Annotated in this window: 15 protein-coding genes and 4 pseudogenes; 11 read left to right on the plus strand and 8 right to left on the minus strand. The window is 68.7% G+C overall.

The window, feature by feature from the left end:
* Positions 1-163: 163 nt before the first annotated feature.
* A complete protein-coding gene (locus ACGF5G_RS05640; RefSeq protein WP_393259313.1) occupies positions 164-3193 on the plus strand; it encodes a tetratricopeptide repeat protein in 3030 nt (1009 codons plus the stop codon).
* A 236-nt stretch (positions 3194-3429) separates the two neighbouring features.
* Here the strand turns inward: ACGF5G_RS05640 and ACGF5G_RS05645 are convergent.
* A pseudogene (locus ACGF5G_RS05645) lies at positions 3430-3585 on the minus strand (hypothetical protein); the annotation flags it as partial.
* Positions 3586-3759: 174 nt separating this feature from the next.
* Positions 3760-4059, minus strand: a pseudogene (locus ACGF5G_RS05650) (PadR family transcriptional regulator); the annotation flags it as partial.
* Positions 4060-5152: 1093 nt separating this feature from the next.
* On the opposite strand from ACGF5G_RS05650, the gene ACGF5G_RS05655 reads away from it, so the two are divergent.
* Genes ACGF5G_RS05655 through ACGF5G_RS05665 form a run of 3 tightly spaced genes read left to right on the plus strand, consistent with a single transcriptional unit; the run spans position 5153 to position 9949 of the window.
* Positions 5153-5821 (plus strand): hypothetical protein, encoded by a 669-nt coding sequence (locus tag ACGF5G_RS05655; RefSeq protein WP_393259315.1) that lies wholly within the window; start codon positions 5153-5155, stop codon positions 5819-5821.
* On the plus strand, positions 5818-7857 hold the full coding sequence (locus ACGF5G_RS05660) for a hypothetical protein (protein ID WP_393259317.1): 2040 nt from the start codon (positions 5818-5820) through the stop codon (positions 7855-7857). The genes ACGF5G_RS05655 and ACGF5G_RS05660 overlap by 4 nt, the downstream gene beginning before the upstream one ends.
* A gap of 34 nt (positions 7858-7891) precedes the next feature.
* Positions 7892-9949, plus strand: coding sequence for a hypothetical protein (locus ACGF5G_RS05665; protein ID WP_393259318.1), 2058 nt, complete (start codon positions 7892-7894; stop codon positions 9947-9949).
* A gap of 99 nt (positions 9950-10048) precedes the next feature.
* On the opposite strand, the gene ACGF5G_RS05670 is transcribed toward ACGF5G_RS05665, so the two are convergent.
* The gene (locus ACGF5G_RS05670) at positions 10049-10765 is read right to left on the minus strand and encodes a hypothetical protein (protein ID WP_393259320.1); all 717 of its coding nucleotides are present in this window, start codon (positions 10763-10765) and stop codon (positions 10049-10051) included.
* Positions 10766-10813: 48 nt separating this feature from the next.
* Between ACGF5G_RS05670 and ACGF5G_RS05675 the strand changes: the two genes are divergently transcribed.
* The 6 genes and pseudogenes from ACGF5G_RS05675 to ACGF5G_RS05700 all read left to right on the plus strand — a co-directional run bounded on the left by ACGF5G_RS05675 (position 10814) and on the right by ACGF5G_RS05700 (position 14036).
* A complete protein-coding gene (locus ACGF5G_RS05675) occupies positions 10814-10972 on the plus strand; it encodes a hypothetical protein (RefSeq protein ID WP_393259322.1) in 159 nt (52 codons plus the stop codon).
* A 370-nt stretch (positions 10973-11342) separates the two neighbouring features.
* Complete coding sequence (locus tag ACGF5G_RS05680; RefSeq protein WP_393259324.1) at positions 11343-11837, plus strand: hypothetical protein; 495 nt, start codon at positions 11343-11345, stop codon at positions 11835-11837.
* Positions 11834-12817: a hypothetical protein gene (locus ACGF5G_RS05685; RefSeq protein WP_393259325.1), complete on the plus strand. Its 984-nt coding sequence runs from the start codon at positions 11834-11836 to the stop codon at positions 12815-12817. Before ACGF5G_RS05680 ends, ACGF5G_RS05685 begins: the two co-directional genes overlap by 4 nt.
* Before the next feature lie 235 nt (positions 12818-13052).
* Positions 13053-13136, plus strand: a pseudogene (locus ACGF5G_RS05690) (helix-turn-helix domain-containing protein); the annotation flags it as partial.
* 82 nt (positions 13137-13218) lie between these two features.
* Positions 13219-13449: a winged helix-turn-helix domain-containing protein gene (locus ACGF5G_RS05695; RefSeq protein WP_393260603.1), complete on the plus strand. Its 231-nt coding sequence runs from the start codon at positions 13219-13221 to the stop codon at positions 13447-13449.
* The gene (locus ACGF5G_RS05700; RefSeq protein WP_393260605.1) at positions 13431-14036 is read left to right on the plus strand and encodes an IS630 family transposase; all 606 of its coding nucleotides are present in this window, start codon (positions 13431-13433) and stop codon (positions 14034-14036) included. The genes ACGF5G_RS05695 and ACGF5G_RS05700 overlap by 19 nt, the downstream gene beginning before the upstream one ends.
* A gap of 71 nt (positions 14037-14107) precedes the next feature.
* On the opposite strand, the gene ACGF5G_RS05705 is transcribed toward ACGF5G_RS05700, so the two are convergent.
* On the minus strand, positions 14108-15196 hold the full coding sequence (locus ACGF5G_RS05705) for a hypothetical protein (protein WP_393259327.1): 1089 nt from the start codon (positions 15194-15196) through the stop codon (positions 14108-14110).
* A gap of 271 nt (positions 15197-15467) precedes the next feature.
* On the opposite strand from ACGF5G_RS05705, the pseudogene ACGF5G_RS05710 reads away from it, so the two are divergent.
* Positions 15468-16377 (plus strand): annotated as a pseudogene (locus tag ACGF5G_RS05710) (transposase); the annotation flags it as partial.
* Between the two features lie 346 nt (positions 16378-16723).
* Here the strand turns inward: ACGF5G_RS05710 and ACGF5G_RS05715 are convergent.
* The 4 genes from ACGF5G_RS05715 to ACGF5G_RS05730 all read right to left on the minus strand — a co-directional run bounded on the left by ACGF5G_RS05715 (position 16724) and on the right by ACGF5G_RS05730 (position 19136).
* Positions 16724-17248 carry a DUF5956 family protein gene (locus ACGF5G_RS05715; RefSeq protein WP_393259329.1) on the minus strand — a complete coding sequence of 175 codons (525 nt, stop codon included), beginning with the start codon at positions 17246-17248 and terminating at the stop codon, positions 16724-16726.
* Positions 17249-17403: 155 nt separating this feature from the next.
* The gene (locus ACGF5G_RS05720) at positions 17404-18036 is read right to left on the minus strand and encodes a hypothetical protein (RefSeq protein WP_393259330.1); all 633 of its coding nucleotides are present in this window, start codon (positions 18034-18036) and stop codon (positions 17404-17406) included.
* 87 nt (positions 18037-18123) lie between these two features.
* Positions 18124-18363: a hypothetical protein gene (locus tag ACGF5G_RS05725; RefSeq protein WP_393259331.1), complete on the minus strand. Its 240-nt coding sequence runs from the start codon at positions 18361-18363 to the stop codon at positions 18124-18126.
* 314 nt (positions 18364-18677) lie between these two features.
* Positions 18678-19136, minus strand: a complete 459-nt coding sequence (locus ACGF5G_RS05730; RefSeq protein WP_393259333.1) for a hypothetical protein — start codon at positions 19134-19136, stop codon at positions 18678-18680.
* Positions 19137-19531: the final 395 nt, after the last annotated feature.

Below are 19531 nucleotides of genomic sequence, written 5' to 3' on the forward strand. Positions count from 1 at the left end.
GGCGGCGGCTCCGGGGCTCCCCCTCGTACGAGCCCGGAGCCGCCGACTGCTGTTCCTCGACCCTGCCGGCACGGTCTGGTTGGCGACCTTACGAAGGTCTTAGTGGCCGGCGCCGCATAGCGTTGACCAGTACCGACTGGTCGCCCAGGACGCGGAGGAGGGCATGGAGGTCCGGTTACTCGGCGCGGTGGAGGTGCGCGCGGCCGGCCAGCCGCTCGCCCTCGGCCCACCCAAGCAGCGGGCGGTGTTCGCGGCGCTGGCCGTGGACGCCGGCCGGCCGGTCCGGGTGGAGACCCTGGTGGACCGGGTCTGGGACGATCCGCCGCCCGCCGAGGCCCGCAACGCGCTGTACGCGCACATCATGCGGATCCGGCGCCTGCTCGACCGGGCCGCCGAACTGGACGGCGGCGCTGCCCGGCTGGACCGCCGGCCCGCCGGATACCTGCTGGACCTCGACCCGGACCGGGTCGACCTGCACCGCTTCCAACGTCTGGTGGAGCAGGCCCGCGACGGCCGGTACGACGACACCCAACGCGTGACGCTGCTGCGCCAGGCGCTGGACCTGTGGCGGGGCGACCCGGTGGCGGACCTGTCCGGCGGGTGGTTCGCCCGGTTGCGCGACGGCTGGCAGCAGCACTGGTTGGCCGGCGTGGTGGCGTGGGCCCGGGCCGAGCTGCGACTGGGCAACCACGACGCCGTCCTCGGGCGACTGTCCGACCTGGTGGTCGACCACCCGTTGGTCGAACCCCTGGTCGCGGTGTCGATGCAGGCGCTGCACGCCGCCGGCCGGAGCGCCGAGGCCCTGGCGCACTACGCGGTCACCCGGGCGCGGCTGGCCGAGCAGCTCGGCACCGACCCCGGCCCGGAACTGCGGAACCTGCACCGGGCCATCCTGCGCGGGGAACCCGTGCCTGCCGGGCGGGGCACCGCCCGGCTGGTACCCCGGCAGCTCCCGACCCCGCCGCCGTCGTTCACCGGCCGGACGCGCGAGCTGGCCGCCCTCGACCGGGTCCGGGACGCCGCCACGGTGGTGATCAGCGCCATCGACGGGATGGCCGGAGTGGGCAAGACCGCCCTCGCCGTCCACACGGCCCACCGGATCGCCGACCGTTACCCGGACGGGCAGCTCTTCGTCGATCTGCACGGCCACACGCCCGGGATGTCGCCCCGCGAGCCGGGCGAGGTCCTCGACCACCTGCTGCGCTCCCTCGGTGTCCCGGGCCCGCAGATCCAGGCCGGGCTCCAGGAACGGGCCGGGCTGTACCGCACCCGGCTGGCCGACCAGCGGATGCTGATCGTGCTGGACAACGCCGCCACCGAGGCACAGGTGGCGCCGCTGCTGCCCGGTGCGCCCGGCTGCCTGGTCCTCATCACCAGCCGGCACCGGTTGACCGGCCTCGACCACACCGGTGCGCTGTCCCTGGACACCCTGCCCACCCCAGACGGGGTCGCGCTGTTCGAGCGGACCGTCGGCCGGGACCGGCTCGGCAGCCCGTCGACCGAACTGCTGATCGAGGTGGTGGAACTGTGCGGTCGGCTGCCGCTGGCGATCCGCATCGCCGCCGCCCGGCTGCGCTCCCATCCCGCCTGGAATCTGTCCCACCTGGTGCGGCGGCTGCGCGACCAGGAACACCGACTGGCCGAACTCGACGCCGGCCAGCGCAGCGTCACCGCCGCCCTCGACCTGTCCTACCGGCACCTGAACCGTGCCCAGCAGGACGCGTACCGCCTGCTGGGCCGGCACCCGGGCCCCGACATCGACCCGTACGCCCTGGCCGCGCTCCTCGGGGTGCCGGTGCGGCAGGCCGGGCGGACGGTCGACCAGCTCCTCGACACCCACCTGCTCCAGGAGCCGGTCCCGGGCCGGTACCGGTTCCACGACCTGGTCCGCACCCACGCGGCCGGCACGGCCGGCCCGGACCAGGCGGCACAGACCGAAGCGGCGCTGATCCGGCTGCTCGACCACTACCGGCACACCGCGGCACGGGCGACGGCGGTCGCCTACCCCTACGCACGGCGACCGCCGCCGCCGGACCCGCCCGCCGGTACCCCCACCGTCGACCTGCCCGACCAGGCGACCGCGCTGGACTGGCTGGACGCCGAGCTGCCCAACCTGCTGGCCGCCGCGCGTCACGCCGGCGCGCACGGCATGACCGCGTACCTGCCGTACCTGTCCGCCACCCTGCACCGACACCTGCACACCCGGGGCCGGTACCCGACCGCCGAGGTCCTGCACCACCAGGCACTCGCGTCCGCCCGGACGGCCGGCCGGCCGACGGACGAGCTGACCGCCTGGAACGACCTCGGGCACATCCACCGGTCCCAGGGGCGCAACGCCGAGGCCATCGACGACTTCCGGCAGGCGCTGCGAATCGCGCGCGCGACCGGCGAGCGGGCCGGCGAACTCGACGCCCTCGCCGGTCTCGGTGACGTCCACCGGTCCCAGGGCCGGTACGCCGAGGCCACCGACTGCTACCGCCAGGTCCTGCGGATCGCCGAGGAGACCGACCGTCGCCGCGGCACGCTGGACGCGCTACACGGTCTCGGCCACGTCCACCGCCGGCAGGGCCGCCCCGAGCAGGCCATCGACCACCTGGAGCAGGTGCTGCGGATCGCCCGGGAGACCGGCCACCGGCCCCGCGAACTGGACGCGCTCAACGGGCTCGGCCTGGTGCACCGCACCCAGCGGCGGCAGGAGCGGGCTGCCGAGCACTACCGGCAGGCGCTGGCGCTGGCCCGGGAAACCGGCCACCACCGGGGTGAGCTGGACGCGCTGAACGGCCTGGGCGACATCCTCCGCGCCCAGGGCCGGTACCCCGAGGCCGTGGCCCACTTCCGGCAACTGCTCGACCTGGCCGGGGAAGCCCGGGACCGAAATCTCGAGTTCGAGGCCCGGCAGGGCCTGGGCCGGATCCGGTACGCCACCGGCGATGCGGCGACCGCCGTCGACCAGCACGCGCGGGCCCTCGCCCTGGCGGACGAGTTGGGCCAGCCCCTCGACCAGGCCCGCGCCCACGACGGGCTCGCCCACGCCCAGCACGCCCTCGGGCGGTTCGAGTCGGCCCGCGACCACTGGCGGCAGGCCCTGGCCCTACTGACCGCGCTCGGGGTCGACCAGACCGAGGACGAGGAGACCAGCGCCGACGCCGTCCGCGCCCACCTGGCCCGCCTCGATCCGGCATCGTCCGAATGAACCCGCCGGCGGCGGTCGGCCGGAATCGGCTGGTGGGCCGGTGGGCACAGGGCTGCTCGCCGCGCTCGACAGCGAGCCAGGCCGAGTCCGCGCCTCGGTGATTCTCGACGCCCTCGGAGGCAACAGTCACGCCCTGGCTGTGCGCCTACGACGCCGGACGGGTGCAGTTGGCCGGGGTCGCGCAGGACGTCACCGACCGCGAACCCGCCGATGGACGTTCCGTCGAGCAACTGCGCCCGCGCGTCATCGGCCCGCAGCTCGACGGCGCGGATCATCTGCGTCACCAGTTCGCCGAGCGTGAGGTTGTCGACGGTCCGTTTCGCCCGCGTGTTGATCCAGATCTCCAGCAGCTCCTTCGCCCCGGACACCCGGACGGTGACCTCCCCGTCCGGGGATGTGGCCTCCTACTCGGTGTGCGGCGCCCGCTCGGCGAACTCGGCGGCCCGGGTCATCGCCGCCACCATGTCGCCGCAGATGCGGCGCAAAGATTCGACGTCCATCACCAGATCCGCTCGACGGCGAGTCGCAACTGGTCGAGCGCCGCGCTCAGGTCCGTGGGCGGCGATGGGCCGGGCGGCGCGCGTCGGGTTGCCCAGGCGGGCGGTCGCTGCCTCCACGTTGCGCCGCAGGCGCTCGGTCCCACCAGCGAGGGTGGCACTACCGGTGGCGGAGAGGCGGTAGTAGCGGCGCAGGCGGCCGTCGACGACCTCCTCCCGGTCGACCTCGATGAGGCCCGCTTCCGTCAACCGGTCGAGCGCGCCATACAAGGTGCCAGGCCGCATGGACAGCCGGCCCTCGGACAGGGCAGCCACCTCCCTGATGATCCCGTAGCCGTGCAGTGCCGGGCCGGCGAGAGCGGTGAGGATTCAGAAGGTCGGTTCCCGCAGCGGTATGTCCACGCCCCGCAACATATCGACCGCGAAGGTATAGGAGGGGCAAATCGCCAATCAGGTCCTAACCCAGCTGATCTAGGTCGCATGCCAACCACGTGCCGGTAACGCTCCAAACGGCCGCGTCCCGGTGAATACCGCGGCCACTACCTCGATGTTCGCGTTGATCCGGTGATCATCTGCCCCGGGCCCCGATGGACCGGACCGGACGCCATGGACCCCACCGGACAGGGCAGGACGTAGGGGATGCTCGTCGGACGAGCAGCCACCGAGCAGCCACGCGTCCACAAGGGACGGACAAGCGAAGGGCCTGACCCGCGTTTCCGCAGGTCAGGCCCTTACGATCTGGTGCGCCCGAAGGGACTCGAACCCCTAACCTTCTGATCCGTAGTCCAAGGCTACCAAAGCCCACTCATCCAAATCCCACTCTACTCAAAACTCGTCCGACCGCAACCCTCCCGATCCCTGCGAGTCCGGGTACGTCCTCCCAGGTCCGCGCCCTGCAGGGGGAGAGCATCGGCAGCAATCGATAGGCGGAGGGGCGTCACATCTCCTGTCGCGTTCGTGTACGTAGCGGTACGTCCGCGTCAGTTCCCCGACGTCGGAGCAGCCACCGAGCAGCCACGATCGCCCGCGGACGCAACCGTCGCCATTAGGCACCTAGTTGCTGCATCGACAGGATCGGATGGACGCTGCGGCCGGAATCGTCGCATTGAGAGCTCGCACTCACGCCTCGAAATGCATCCCCGCCCGGAGCGAGTGCCGCCGATGGCCATCGCTCCCCTGAGCTTGTGCCACGCCGGGCCGCACACTCCAACCGGACGGCCTCGATCTGTAGGGGGACCCGATGGTCCGCAGGACGGCGCACAGTTGGGAGCGCTCAGACGTGGACTCTCGCCAGCGGGTCGGTCCGCAGCCACGACGGTCGCGCCGATTAGGCGAGCATCACGTCGCTGCCCACCCAGCCGGCGCTGACTGTCCCAGTCGACTAGGGACTCGATCGTACGGATGACGATCACCGCCTAGCGTGGTCTAGGCACCGACCAGTCGATCGGCTACGTTTCGGTTCATGGCAGCTACAGGCGGTGATGGGGACCCGTTCTTCGATGCGGTCCGCCTTCTTCTACTGCTCGATGCTGCGGTCCAGCCAATTCCCCAGGACCGGGTGCGGTTAGCGCCGGAGACTGCGGTAGGGGTGCTCAACACCCAGACGCTGCTGCAGAAGCTCGATTTCTGGCTTCGGTATCCCGACTACCTGGCGGACGAGCTGCTCAACGAGTTCGAGCGGAGTCGAGAGCCGGTGCTGTTGGAGTTCGCGGGTCGGATTCTGGAGTCGGAGGAGCCAGAGCTTCGGGCGATCCCCATGCTGCGGTACAAGTTCGGCGCTTACGAGCCGCTGGATATGGCGATGAGCATCTTGGCCACCAGTGGCCTGGTGGTAGTCCGCTCAACGCGAACCGAGACCCGCGTGCGTGAGCATCACTACTACCTGACCCAGCGGGGGCGGGACACGGCCCGGTCGGCGGTGACCGACTTCCCGCAGTTGGGCTGGTATGGGCAGCGTACGAAGTTGGTGGTCGCACTGGCGCAGGGCACCGGGATGAGCGGGACGGCGTTGCGCCGTCGGCAATACCTGCAGCGTGACTACGCGGGCACCGGCATTGGCGAGGAGTTCGCCTCGATCGCCGACCGGGCGCGGCAGCGACTCGACGTGCTGAAGTCGGCAGCGGAGGTATGAGCGAGATGGTGGACGGCCTACCCAACGAGAGTGACCTCATGACCTCGATCGCCACCGCGGCAGAGGTCTCCGAGGAAGTCGCGCGCGAGGTGCTCGCCGAGGCTGATGTCAGCCTGACACCTCCTCTACCGGCGCACCGGAGCCTGGTGGCGCACCGGCTCTACGTGTCCGGCGTGAAGTCCGGCGCCGAGAACGGCACCGACGGGCCGTTCGAGCGGGACATCCCCCTGGGGCCGGGTGCCTGGGCGGTCGCAAGCCGCAATAACTCCGCCGGCAAGTCCAGCATCATGTGGGCGTTGACGTGGGCGCTGCGGGGCGATCAGGATGAACTCTATCTGCGCACGGATACTCGGCGGTGGTTCCGTTACATCCGGGTGGATGCGGAGGTCTCGGGCGTGCCGGTTTCCTTCCGGATCCGGCAGGACGAGCACGGACTGTGCGAGGGGGTCCTGCTGACCGCCGACGTCATCGGCCAGCTCACTGGTCTTGAAGGCGAGTCGCAGAGTGGTCCGGGCGTGCGCGTTGTCGAGACGGTCGAGAGCCCGGACGCCTACACGGCGATGGTGGGTCGCTTCATGATGCAGCGGCTGGGGCTACGTCCGTTGCAACTGTTCAGTAGTGATGCTGGGGCACCGGATGAAGCCGGAGAGCGGGATGGCTCGGTTCAGGTGCATGGCTGGCCAGCCTACTTCTCGGTTATCGCGCTCGCGTCCGCCAGTGACTCAATCCTATTCGGCCGAACCGCGATCGGTCAGCTCCCGACCCGGTTGATGCAGGTTTTCCTCGACGTGCCGTTCACGACCGACTGGATGACGGCAGACATCTCCGCGAAGGACTCCCGACAGAGCACCCGGCATGTGATCCGCCGGTCCAAGGCCGACGCCGCGGCCCGCGAGCAGCGCTGGCAGCCATTACAGGAGGAACTGACAAGGGCGCAGAGCAATCTGGAACGGGTAAGGGCGGCCCGGCCGGACCTGCCGGCGCGGATCGCCGCAGTGGAGGACACGTCGCGGGCGTTGCTGGTAATCAAGACCCGGCTGGGCCGCGCCAAGGCCACCGCCGAAGAAGCCCGGCAAGCGCGCATCCAGGATGAGCGCTCCATGCGCCGCGCTTCGGAGTCGGCCGCTGCCCGTAGCTTGTTCGCCGTGCTGGATCCCCACGCCTGCCCGCGCTGCGAGGCCAGCATCAGCGACGAGCGGCGAAGTCGGGAAGACAGTCACCACCGCTGCGCGGTCTGTGCGAATCCGTTGCAGGTCGAGAGCGTCGACGAGGACGAACGCGAGGCGGTGCTGAGTGGGCTACGGAAGCGGCTTGCCGCGTCACAAGACGCGGAGCGGGCAGCGAAGAGCGCGGTATCGGCCCTTGAACGTCAGCTCGCTGAGGCACAGGCAGCAGCCGGGAACGCGGTCGTAGCCGCTGAGCAAGAACAAGGGCAGGCCGCCTACCTTGCGGAGCTGCGAGACGCAGAAGCGCACGTCGAGCGACTGAAGGGCGCGCTCGATGTCGTGTCGCAGCTCGGGCAGACGCCGACGCTCGATGATGCTGCCGAACGAGTCCTCGCCGCGGCTGCGGCGATCCTGAAGGACCTCGCGTCATCCACAACGCGGGAGCTCTTCGTTGAACTGAACCACCAGATTGTCACGCTCGCTCGTGAGCTGGGGGTCACGAACCTGCGGTCGGTGAAACTCGATCTCGCGGGCAGGGTCAACGTGATGAAATCCGACAACACCAAGCCAACCTCGTTCTCCAAACTTAGCCCCGGAGAGCGGTTGCGCCTGCGTATCGCGGTGATCGTCAGCCTGATCCGAGTTGGCCGCAAGCACGGCATCCATTCCCATCCCGGTCTGTTGGTCATTGACTCCCCCGCGGACGTCGAGATCGTCAAAGGAGATATGAAGATCCTCCTGGAACAGCTCCGGTCCCTGGGGCAGGACGAGGGTCTGCAGGTCGTCATCGCGACGATGCATGAGGCGGTGTGGGACGTGTTCCCGGGGGAACGTCTGATCGTCGGGCCCGATCAGCAGCACCTGTTCTAGCGGACAGGATTGGCTAGGCGGAGGAGGTGGGCAAATGGTGGCGCAGCCAGCCGTCGCCGCCCTCCTGGCCTGGGCCGAGAACGCCGACGAGGCGTCCCTGATTGCCGGGCCGACCCCCGCCGATGTAGGTGGACGGGCGGCCGTCGCCGACGCGGCGAACGAACTCGCGGCCAGCCCCTGGTTCATCTACCTGGTCGATCTTGCCGGCAACGACGATGCCGAACCTGGCCGAGACGATATCGGGCGCCGAATCGATAGGGCCGTGATCGAAGGCTTCGCCGGTCACGACCGGCACTCTTCCTACAGCAGCGCCGCCGCTCGCTTGCTGACCTACCCACAGCTCGCCCAGCGACTCGGCCGGCCACTCGAGAAGGCGCTCCTCGCCCAAGCCGAAGCCGCCGCCGAGCCCGGCGTCGACCCCGCGCAGGCGTCGATCGGCGCAACCGCCCTAGAAACCGTCCTGCACCTCAGCACCACCGGCGTCTGTAAGCCGTACCAACTCCTGACAGTGCTGACCGACCTGACCGACCGCGTCGCCACCGCCCCCGTCGAGCTGTGCACCCGACTACCCCGGGTGGCCGGCCTCGCCCACGAACACTTCGGCGACGACACACTCGTCACCCTCCTACAACGACTCCTGTCCGTCGCTGACGCTGAACCCGACGCCGGGTTCGAACTCGCCATGGCCGACCTCCGACGCGCCCTCGACGCCCCCGACGAGGCAACCATCGTGCCGAGCCTGATGGACGCACGCAAAGGCTTCGCCGCCGTAGAGGCCGCCGACGAAGACCGCCACGACGCCCGGGCCTACGCCGCCGCCATCGATGCGATCATGGCCTTTCGTCAATCCGACACCACCCCGCTTCGCGAGGCCGCCGACCGACTGCAATCAGCCGTCACGCAGCGCCACGCCTGGCTCGGCCGCACCTACTCTCCGCCCTGGAACTGGGCACGAGGTCAGGCAGAGATCGCCTGGCTGCAACTCGCGCAGACGCTCACCACCGCCGCGCAACCGGCACACGAGGCCTGGTACTGCCACCCCAGCCAGGCCATCGCCGCGCTGCTCGACGCCTACCAGGCCGGCCGCAGCTTCATCGCGCACACCCAATCGCCCGGCCAACTCCACGCCGTCGAAACCCTCGTCAAACCCACCATCGAAGCCGCGTTCGTCCGCGACGCACACCGACTCACGCTGCTCGACCACGCCCTCGAACACGACCCGGCATTCACAGACAACGAAGCGGCCCGCAGCCTTCACCAGGCCGTTCATGGCGTATTGGACCGGTCAGCCGCGGGCAACACCGACCGAGACCCGGGTGGTGGTGATCAGGGAAAAGTACCTACCCGCCTCACGGCGGTATTGCACCGGATGGGAGTCACCGACGCGCATGAACAACTACGCCACCTACCCCCACAGATACAAGATCGACTGGAAACACTGCTATGGAACGAGGAAGTAGCACAAGCATCGAGCGGCAACATCAAGGTGGAACGCAAGCTCCAGGAACTCCTCAGCGAGCTCTCGACCGCCCCAGACTGGGCGATCCCACAGATCGCGGGCCCGTTCAAGATCCTCCTCCGGCAGACGCTGCTTTACCTCGACAGTCGCTTCGACATCGGAGGTGAAATGGGCGGCGACCGCACAGCGTTCCTTCGAGCCACCCCCGGCAGCCGCCCGGCGAAAGAACGCCCAATGCACCAAGACTACAAAGACTGGCTCGACCAAGGCCCTCTCTACAACCAGGTCAGAGCCGAGGTCTTTGACCGAGGCGGAGGGCGAGCCGACATCGTCGTCTACTTCCCCCACGCCAGCTTCAGTGTGGAGTGCAAACGCGAACAGGACGACGCCAGCAAAGACGGCCTACGCAGGTACGTCGGCCAGGCCAGCGCCTACACCCAAACGGACGCCGCCCTCGGCATCCTGCTGGTCCTCGACCTCACCAACCACAGCACCGGCACGCCTGACCTCTTCGCCAACGTGTGGGTAGAGCACGTGCGGCGCAGTCCGGACGAAGACGCCCGCTGCATTGTCGTCGCAAGGCTGCCGGTCAGGCCCACGCCACACGCCACGCTCGCCCCGCCCCGCACGTAGCTTGGCCAAATCCGCTTGATGGGACGCGTCAGCTGGATGGAGTACTAGGATCGCCCTCCGGCGTTGATGGCGAAGGAACGCTGAACTGCTATACGCATGTCAGCCAAAAAACCGCCGTCGGGAAAACCAATCGTTCATGCACAGGTCCAAAGCGGTTGTGCGGACCTTACGAGCCCGGGCGGCAGGTGCTGGATCGTGGCCGTAATAGGCAGCGTACGCCGCCGACACCACACCGCCGGCGTCGATACAGACTAGAGCGGTCGCGCCGATGCCGAGGATGTCAGGTGTCAGCTCGAGGTGAGGACCGGGTGAGGACACCACGGCGTCGGAAAGCATCCACGGCGCGCTGTGCGCCGTTCCCGACGCTTGCCGGTACAAGTTCGGCCGGTCGGGAAACGCGGCCGATACGAGATCACTGAGCACCACCTTTATCGGTTCCCCGCGGCCTGGAAGGCCGGGGATCTGCAACCGGATGGGCTTGCCGCCACTGTTGCAGATTTCAATGATCCCCGCTCTGCTGATCCGGCCAGTGATCACGTTCCAGAGGTATTGCGCATCTCTGACCGCCGTCCCCGCGACGGGGAAGTCTTCGGGCAGCGCTTTCGCGGCCTTCATCCGGGATTCGGCGTCCTCGCGCAGCAGCACCGCGCCCCTCAGTAACCGAGTCTCATATCCGATGGTCTCGTTCAACAGATATCCAACCTTCGCTGCCGCCTCGCACGCAGCCCGACCCGCCGTGGCGTAGGCAAACAGGGGCAGGTAACCAGGAACGGCCAGTAACTGGCGGACCGCCCAGAGGTGGTCAATGACGCTCACCGTAGCGAGACGCGCGTACGCAAGTACGTCTTGCCGCAGCCTCCGCCGGTGAGCGCGCTGGGTATGCGCCGGCGCCTGCCGCCAGGCTGTGCCCTCGGCAAGATGGAGGCAGCTTGGCTGCGGGTCACGGCCGTAGCGCTCAACTTCTTCCTGGAGTGCGGCCAACTCCTGGTCGAGCGCCCGCACGGCTCGCCGCACCACGATTAGGTCGGGTGAAGCAGGATCAGGCACGCGAACTGTCACGCGTGCACTCTAGGCAGGGGATCCCCCACGCCGCGTTCAACTATCTCTGCGAGCGATACGGACGGCCCGCGGTCCGGCGGGTCGCGTCCAAGTGCACCGGGCGGGTGTTCTCACAGCGACGCAGCATCGAGCCTTGCGAGATTGGCCGGGCTCGTGGTTCATACGGGACGGCTCACGACCCCTTGATCGACATTTCGTTAAGTGTCAGGCCCACCGCTTAGAGTGACAGTGGCCGATGAGGTGCGTGCGGTCTACGCGGTGGTCGACGAAGGTGGTGCAGCCTGTGGGTAAGCCAAAATTGGATCATCAAGGGGAAGCGGAGCGGCTCCAACGAGTGCTGCGTAAGCGCCACGAAGATCTTGCCGCGACGGAGTCCGGGACGGCGGCGTACCGCTCGCAACGGGCGGAGGTTTTCGCGGCCACGACGCAGCTGCTGGACTTCGAGGCACGGATCCCGCTGTTGATCGACGAGCAGCGCCGGCAGATCAGTAGCCGCGTCGTCTACGCCGCCGGTGGAGCTGCGGCGGCGGCGATGCTGGTCATGGGCGGGCTCATCGTGGCCGGCTGGTTCAGTCGCTGGTATCTGGCGCCGGTCATCGTGGTGGGCTTGGTGGCCGTGGTCATCACGCTGAGCGAGCCTCACGCCCAGCGACTCGGGCACCGTAGTCGGGCCGTCGGCGCGCTCATCTCGGTGGCCTGCGCTGCCTTAGTGGTCGTCGCGGTGCTTCGGGTGCTATCAGCGTTTTGGCTGCTGGCCCTGCTGCCGCTGCTGGTGATGGCGTTGGTCTGCTGGCTGTACGACGGCACCGAAGCGGAGGACACGAAATGACGTACTCCACCTACCAGCAGACGGATCTGCGGAACTTGACCGACACCGTCGAACGGCTAAGTCGCCAAGTGTCCACGACGTCCAGCGAGGTCTACGAGCTGCAGGAGAAGCACGAGGCCCTCGACGGGCAGGTCCAACTCCATGACGACCGGCTCGATGGGCTCGACCAGGCCACCCAGGAGATCCGCGAGGCACAGAACGAGCTGCGCGAGGAACTAGCCGACGATGTGGCCGAGGTCGAGGCGGCGGTGAAGTCGCTGACCGCCACAATCGGGTGGCTCGAGCGACGGGTCCGCGCCGAGCAGAACATCACCCCGGTGGACATTGACCACGCCGACAAGGCCATGCGTGACCTCGCCGATCGCGCGCTGCGCGGCCGGCAATCCGAATCGGTCCTCCTCTCGACTAACGAACGAGCAATCCTCGAGCACCAGGTCGACGCCCTGAGGCAGCTGCGGCAGCGCATCCGGTCCAGCGGCGAGGACGCGTTGCGGCACAGTGCCACACTCGCCACGACCGAACGGGACAGCGCCGAGCACCGCCAGGCAGGTGCCGCCTTTCGGGCCGCCTACCGGGCATGGAATGCGGCGAAGGCGCAGCACACCGCTACAACCGCAGTTGCCGAGCAGGCCCGTCAAGCGCTGCAGGACGACGACGAGCGGCGGGCAGTGCACGGACCAAACGTGATGACGGGCGAGTCGGCCCGCACCACCCTGCAGAGCAAGCTGCGAGAACGCCTGTCCACGGCGGTCGCCGACGCGGCGCTACTGCCGTCGTGGTTCACCATCGTGCTTGGCCACCAGCCACCCCCCACAGGCACCCAGCGGTGGCTCGACACGGCCGTGTCTTTACTGATGTACCGCATCACGTACGCGGTGAACGACCCGGTCGTCGCCCTCGGCCCTCCACCCGAGGACGACGAGCATCGCAGAGCCTGGCACCGTAGCCTCACCGAGGACCTCCGCAAAACCCGGTACTGACGCCGGCGATCATACGAACGCTCGGCGATGGAGACGCCATAGGCGATTTCGGTGGATACAGAGGTTGAATCGTCAGGGTTAGAGCGAGGCGGTCCGGCGTGTTGACGTGACCGTGGTCGATGGGTGGCGTATCTGGTTCGGGGTGCGCTATCCCGATGGTGGTGGGCTGACGGCGGAGGGCCGGGCTCGACGTGAAGCGGTCCGGTTGCAGGCGGCGGCGTTGTTCGCGCAGGAGGTGCCGGTTCCGGAGATCGCCGGGCGGCTTCGGGTGTCGCGCAACGCGGTGTACGTCTGGCGACGGCGGTGGCTGGCTGACGGCGCGGCCGGGTTGGCCTCGAAAGGCCCGTCGGGTAGTGGTTGCCGGCTGTCCGACGCCCAGCTCAATACGCTCGCGGCCGCGCTTGAGCAGGGCCCCCGCCGCGCACGGCTGGGTCGAAGACCAGCGTTGGACCCTGGCGCGGGTAGCGGAGCTGATCGCCCGGCTGTTCCGGCAGCGGTACACCCTGCGCGGTGTGTCGCTGTTGTTGCACCGCATCGGGTTCAGCCCGCAGGTACCCAAGCATCGACCGGTCGAACGCGACGAAGCGGCGATCGCGACCTGGCGGCGGGAGGTGTGGCCGCAGGCAAAATAGTGGCGGCCGAGCGTGAGGCGTGGATCTGCTTCCAGGACGAGGCAGGTCACACGCTTCGGCCGTCCAAGGCGCGAACCTGGGCGCCCCGCGGCCGGACCCCAGTGGTCGCGGTGTCCGGCAAGGGTTCTGGCCGCATCTCCGTGGCGGGGCTGGTCTGCGTCAAGCCCGGACAACGCACACGCCTGCTGTACCGGGTCAAGGTCCACCGTCCTCGCAAGGGTGAGCGGCGCAGCTTCGCCGAGACCGACTACATCGCCTTACTGGATGCCGCTCACCAGTACCTCAAAGCGCCGATCGTGCTGATCTGGGACAACCTCAACACCCACATCAGCGCCGCCATGCGCGAACTCGTCGCGAACCGCGACTGGCTCCACGTGATCCAGCTACCCGCCTACGCCCCCGACCTCAACCCCACCGAAGGCGTCTGGTCCCACGTCAAACGCAGCCTCGGCAACCTCCCCGTGACCAGCGTCGACCACCTCGCCGCCGTGGTAAAGAACCGGCTCAAGCGCATCCAGTACCGCCCCGACCTCCTGACCAGCTTCCTCACCCACACCGGCCTGCCCCTCGACCCAGAACCGCCGTAACCCTGACCTTTCAACCCTCTGCAGCCGCCGACTGGCCGATGGCCTAGACGCGCCCTCGATGGCCTACATTCTCAATGTCGCAGCGACCTGCCCTGTCGACGTTCCTCCTCGCTCTCCCACGCCTTCCACGCAATCCAGCCGCTGCGGTACCAATGTTCCTGAGCCTCGTTATCCTTCGTATATGGCGGCTGCCGGAAAAGGTAGATCTCGTGCGGCTGGTGGCCACGCGCGAGGCGTTGGTCTGATATCCGCTCGTGCAGCACGGCCGTCTTGTCACGCACGTACCGCAGGTCCCACGCGCCAGGCAGCCCGAAGATCGGGTGAGACAGCCGAGCACCGACTTCGCCTGTAGACGGACCGCCAATCCAATCCAGCTTCCACTGGTTCTTCCACTCGCCCCTGGTGGAAAATCCCATAGCACCGGCTAAGATTCTATGGCGCCGAAATAGCGAGCTGCCAAGATGCGCAGGCCCATAGACGCGCCGGTAGGAATTTAGGCGCTCTCGCTCATCAGGACTCAATTCTGCGCGATATTCACCGTTCCACAGCCACCTGCACTCACCTTCGTGCGACTGCTCAACAAATCGGATAGCCGACGCCCAATCCCCTTTATCTATACCCGGCAAGACGATCCGTGCCTGTGGCTGGGTTTCCAGGAGTAGGAGTTCGACGTGACGTCGCCTCTGGCGATATCGCAGTCCTGCCACGCCGTCGACCTGATACTGCCCAGCCTGAGGCAGTAATCCCATCAGTAGAGGGCCGAGCCCGTATCGGTCGAGATGCACACTGGCACTCTGCACTCCCGGCTCGATAGAGGAGACGGCAAAGGTGGGACGCATCAGGCTGGCTGGCGGGCGGACTATAAGATGGTCACGAGCCTCGGCTGTAGCGATAAACAGCTTCACTTCCAGCTCCTGCTGGCTCCGAGATACGGCTTCGGGAAACAGGATCCGGCGGATCGAGTCATGCAGGCGTGGCACGTCCGTCGCTTCTACGCCCTCTTTGGCGGTTGCCCGCAAGACATCGACGATAGCGCCTTGCGCTTCCGACGACAGCAGGCACAACGCCTGATCCATCGCGGGCCGCACCTGGCTGGGTCGTTCACCGGTATAGGCCGCACGCTGACCGGCAAGCTCGTCTGATAGCGCCTTTGGCGACATGGTTGCCCTCGCTTCCGCTCCCGGCTAGCGGATATGCAAGGACGCTTTCACGTAGACGCGTCTGGCGGTCTGAGAACGAACGGCATCTGAGTGCCCTACTCTGCGGCGGATCCTGCCACTCAAGCCGGGGAGTGGCGTCCTGCCTCACGCCTGCCGTCGGCGCCGCCAAGAAGCTACCACGGTCGAACCGCTCGTGGCGAGCACCGACCGCAGCCAGCCTTGATCCGTTGAAGTAAGCCCCTCACCGCCCCCTACGGCCGGCCCGAAGATCATGGTGACCGGCGGTGGGCGGGGCATAGTCGGGCACATCGGTGCCCGCCTGCTCGCCGATCTGGCCGACGTAACAGGGTTGACCAGCGCGTTCAGCCTCGCGTTGGCGAAGTTGCGGCAGCGGCGGAGCAGCCACGACCCGGGCCGCATCGCCGTGGATCTGGCGGTGATGCTCGCCGACGGCGGGGAGGCCATCGCCGATCTGGCGGGTGCTGCGTGACCAGTGCGCCCTGTTCGGGCTGGTCGCCTCGGACCCGACCGCGTGGCGGCTGTTGTCTCAACTGGACGAGCCGATGCTGGCCGAGCTGCGTGCCGCGCGGGCCCGAGCCCGCGAGGTCGCCTGGGCCCAGCACGCCGACCTGCACGGTGACCTGCCGGCGGTGCACGCGGCCGGCAGGCAGGTCGAGGGTCTGGTCCTGGACATCGACGCGACGATCGTGATCTGCCATTCCGAGAAGGAATCGGCGACCCGTACCTGGAAGAAGACCTTCGGCTATCACCCGCTGCTCTGCTTCCTGGACAACACCGGCGAAGCCCTCGCCGGCCTGTTGCGTGAGGGCCGGGCCGGCTCGAACACCACCGCCGACCACATCGCCGTCCTGGACCAGGCCCTGGCCCAGATCCCCGACGCTGTCCGGCACGGCACCCCGATCCTGCTCCGCGGCGATTCGGCCGGCTCCAGCCACGGCTTCCTCGCCCACATCCGGTCCCTGCGCGAGCAGCACCTCGACATCCGGTTCTCCGTCGGCGCCGCGATCACCGAACCGATCCGGGCCGCGATCCAGGCTGCGACCGGCTGGATCCCCGCCGTCGACACCGACGGTGACCTGCGGGAACACGCCGAGGTCTGCGAGATCACCGGCCTGTTCGAAGCGGCTGGCTGGCCGCAGGGCACCCGGTTCCTAAGCCGGTGCGGCAGGGTTGCAGTCGCTTGGCGCGTAGCCTTCCGGCGTCCTTGGCGGTGATGCCGGTGCCGAGGGCGTGGCAGATGCCCTTGGCGCGCATCCTGTCGGTGGTGGCGTGGAAGTCGGCGAGGATCTGCTGGTAGGCGGGGCTGGCGACCTTCGCGTCAGCGGGTGTCGCCGGGTCGGTGTGGCCGGTCAGGCTGAGCAACGTCTTGCGGCCGTCTCGCCGTTCGGCGATCAGCGCGAGGATCGACGGCTTGGTCACGCCTGATGTCCTGGGTCTAGCCAGGACACGGTGGTAGCGCCGGTCAGCCGGCAGAGCCGCGGCCACCGCCGTGCCCGCATAGGATCCTCAGTCGGTCACTTCTCGCAGCAGGTCCCGGGTAAACCGTACGTACTCCGGGCTGCACGCCCCGTCGATGCCGGCGGCATCGGCACGCCGACCCAGTTCGGCGAGGAAGTCATCGACCGAGGCGAACCCGGGCGGTGGCTTCAGCAGCCACAGCCGTCCCCGAGGCCGGCCGGTGACGCCCGCGTCGGCCAGCAGGGCATCGTTGTCGTTCTCGACCTCGTTGCGGGACTCCCAGCTTGACCGCACGGTCTGCTCCCGCAGTACCTCGTACGTCTTGGGGTCCAGTTCGGTCCAGGTCTCGTAGCGGGTAGCCCGGTCCGGCACCCAGGTACGCAGCTGCGGAGGCCACACCGCGGGCAGGAAGACCAGCATGGGAGCGTCCGGGGCCAACTGCCAGCCCCGCGCGGTCAGCTCGCGGACCTCCGGCAGTTGCTCCGGCGTCAGGCCATCCGCATCCGTGTCGGCGGCTGTGGCCGCAGCCGGATCGGGCGGCTGGTCGGCGCCCCAGGCATACCCGGTGTCCATCTTGACAGCGTACGGCCCGCGCCTGCGCCGTCACCGTCGACACCCGATCTGACCAGGCCCGCAACGGCGACGGGCTGCGTCCGTGCGGCGGCGAGAAACTTGGCGGTCAACTCCTGGCGGCCCAGACGCCGTGGTGGCGCAGGTGGGCCACACAGTCAGCGTCTCGGACGGTAGCGGCGGCCAGCCGAGGCGCGGGACCCGCGGTGCATGTACGCGGCGGCACCGAGGGCGAAGATCGTGACGGCGGTGAGCCAGGATGCTGAGGTGGTGGAGGGCTGGATCGGCCAGGCCCACGCCGCCACGATGGCGCCGGTGTGGCGCGGCGCGGCGGCGTACACGGCGCCCACGTAGAGGAAGGCTGGCAGCCACGCCAGCCGCACGCCGAGCAGCACTGCGCCGCCAGCGACCAGTCCGATACAACCGAGAGCATTGCGAACCAGTGCATGGGCACCGTACGTGTCGGGCTCCCGCAGCCCGGCCAGGCTGAGCGCCATGGCGGTGACGAGGGCGGCGACGAGAAGGTGACTGGCTCGCCAGGCCCGCCACGGCAGTGGTGTGCTGCGTTCGAGGTTCTCGTCGGCGCCGGCGAGGGTTGGTCCGAGTAGTAGTGCGGCCAGCAGCGGTGCGAGTGCGACCACGGGGATGCGGGCGGCGGTTCCGCTGAAGTAGGGCCTGCTGGCGAGCCAGGTTCCGCTGGCCCAGGCCAGCAGCGTGGTGACGCTGACGCCGGCCACGAAGGTCGACGCGCCTCGGGCGGACAGGTACAGCACCAGAAGCCGGCGGGTCACGGCTGCTGGCCGAGGCGGATCAGGGACTGGACGTCGCATCGGTCAGCAGCGTCGAGGTAGGCGCCGAACCGAGGCACTCCATACCGCTCAGGCGAGTGGGGCGTCTTCCTTCCGGAGGCCGGCGTAGCGCTGCTGCTGACCGCCTTGCTCGCCGCAGCCGTGCTGGCCCTCCGCCGCGACACCCGAGGGCTCTGGGCCTTGCTGACACTGCTCACCCCGGTCGGACTGCTCGGCCTGTATCCCCTGAGCGACATCACCGCCGACCTCGTCGGCGCCAGCTACCCCGACTTCCCGAGTCGCCGCCGGCACCGCGACCGTGATCGTCATCCTCGCAGCGGCCACGCTGACAGGGGCGGTCAGCGCCCGCCGCGCAGCATGCCGCACCGGGCCAGCCACTGTCACCGCCCTGCCCAAGACGGGGGACTGTCCCACCTGCGGCCGGTGACAACAGCGCCCCGACAGCAGCGACGCACGAACTCCGGCTGTGATGGCGCCCGCACCGCGCCAGCCCGACCGTGAGGCATCCTCACCGGCCCGAAGACGCGACAGCCGCACCACAGCGACGACAGCCGTAGCAGACGCCACGGTGACAACCCATCCTGTCTCTCAAGGCGGCAGGAGAGGTGGCTGACATGGCGACATCAGGTGTGATCTTCAAGCGGTGCGGATGCCGCCTCGATGGCCGACGGCTGGAGAAGTCCTGCCCACGGCTCGGCGAACACGGCCACGGCACCTGGTACTTCCACTGCTCGGCGGCCAACCTCCTCGGCCGCTCCGAGCGGGTACGCCGCGGCGGCTACCCGTCGCAAGCCGCCGCCCGACGGGCGCGGCAGGAATGGCTGAGCACCACCGAAGCCGACCGCACCGCCCACGGCTGGACAGTCGAACGGTGGCTGCGGCACTGGCTCGACACCCGCACGAAGATCCGCCTCACCACCCGTTTCCACTACACCCGTGACGTCGACAACGTCCTCATCCCCCACCTGGGCCGCTACCGCCTCGCGGATCTCGACGCGCGCCTCCTGCGCGCCGTGTTCGCCCAGATCGCCGCTACCACGAACAGCAAGGGCCGGCCACAGTCGGCCTCGGCGATGCAGCACCTACGCACCACCCTGCGCGCCGCGCTCAACCTCGCCGTTCGGGAAGGGCTGCTCGACTGCAACCCCGCCCGGCACATCGAGATCAGCGGCTACCAGCAACCCCACGCCAAAGTCTGGACCGAGGTTCGGGTCCATCAGTGGGAACAGACGGGTGACCGGCCGGCCGTGGCCGTGTGGACCGCCGACCAGCTCGCCACGTTCCTCGGCACCGTGACCGACGACTCGCTGTTCGCGTTCTGGTGGCTCACCGCCCTACGCGGGCTACGCCGCGGCGAGACGTGCGGGCTGCGCTGGACCGAGATAGATCTCGATCGAGGCGTGCTGACCATCGAACGCAACCGCACCACCGCCGGCTACCAAATCGTCGAAGGCGCCCCCCAAGACCCCCGCAGGCC

The organism is Micromonospora sp. NPDC047730 (genome assembly GCF_043204765.1).
GTDB lineage: Bacteria > Actinomycetota > Actinomycetes > Mycobacteriales > Micromonosporaceae > Micromonospora.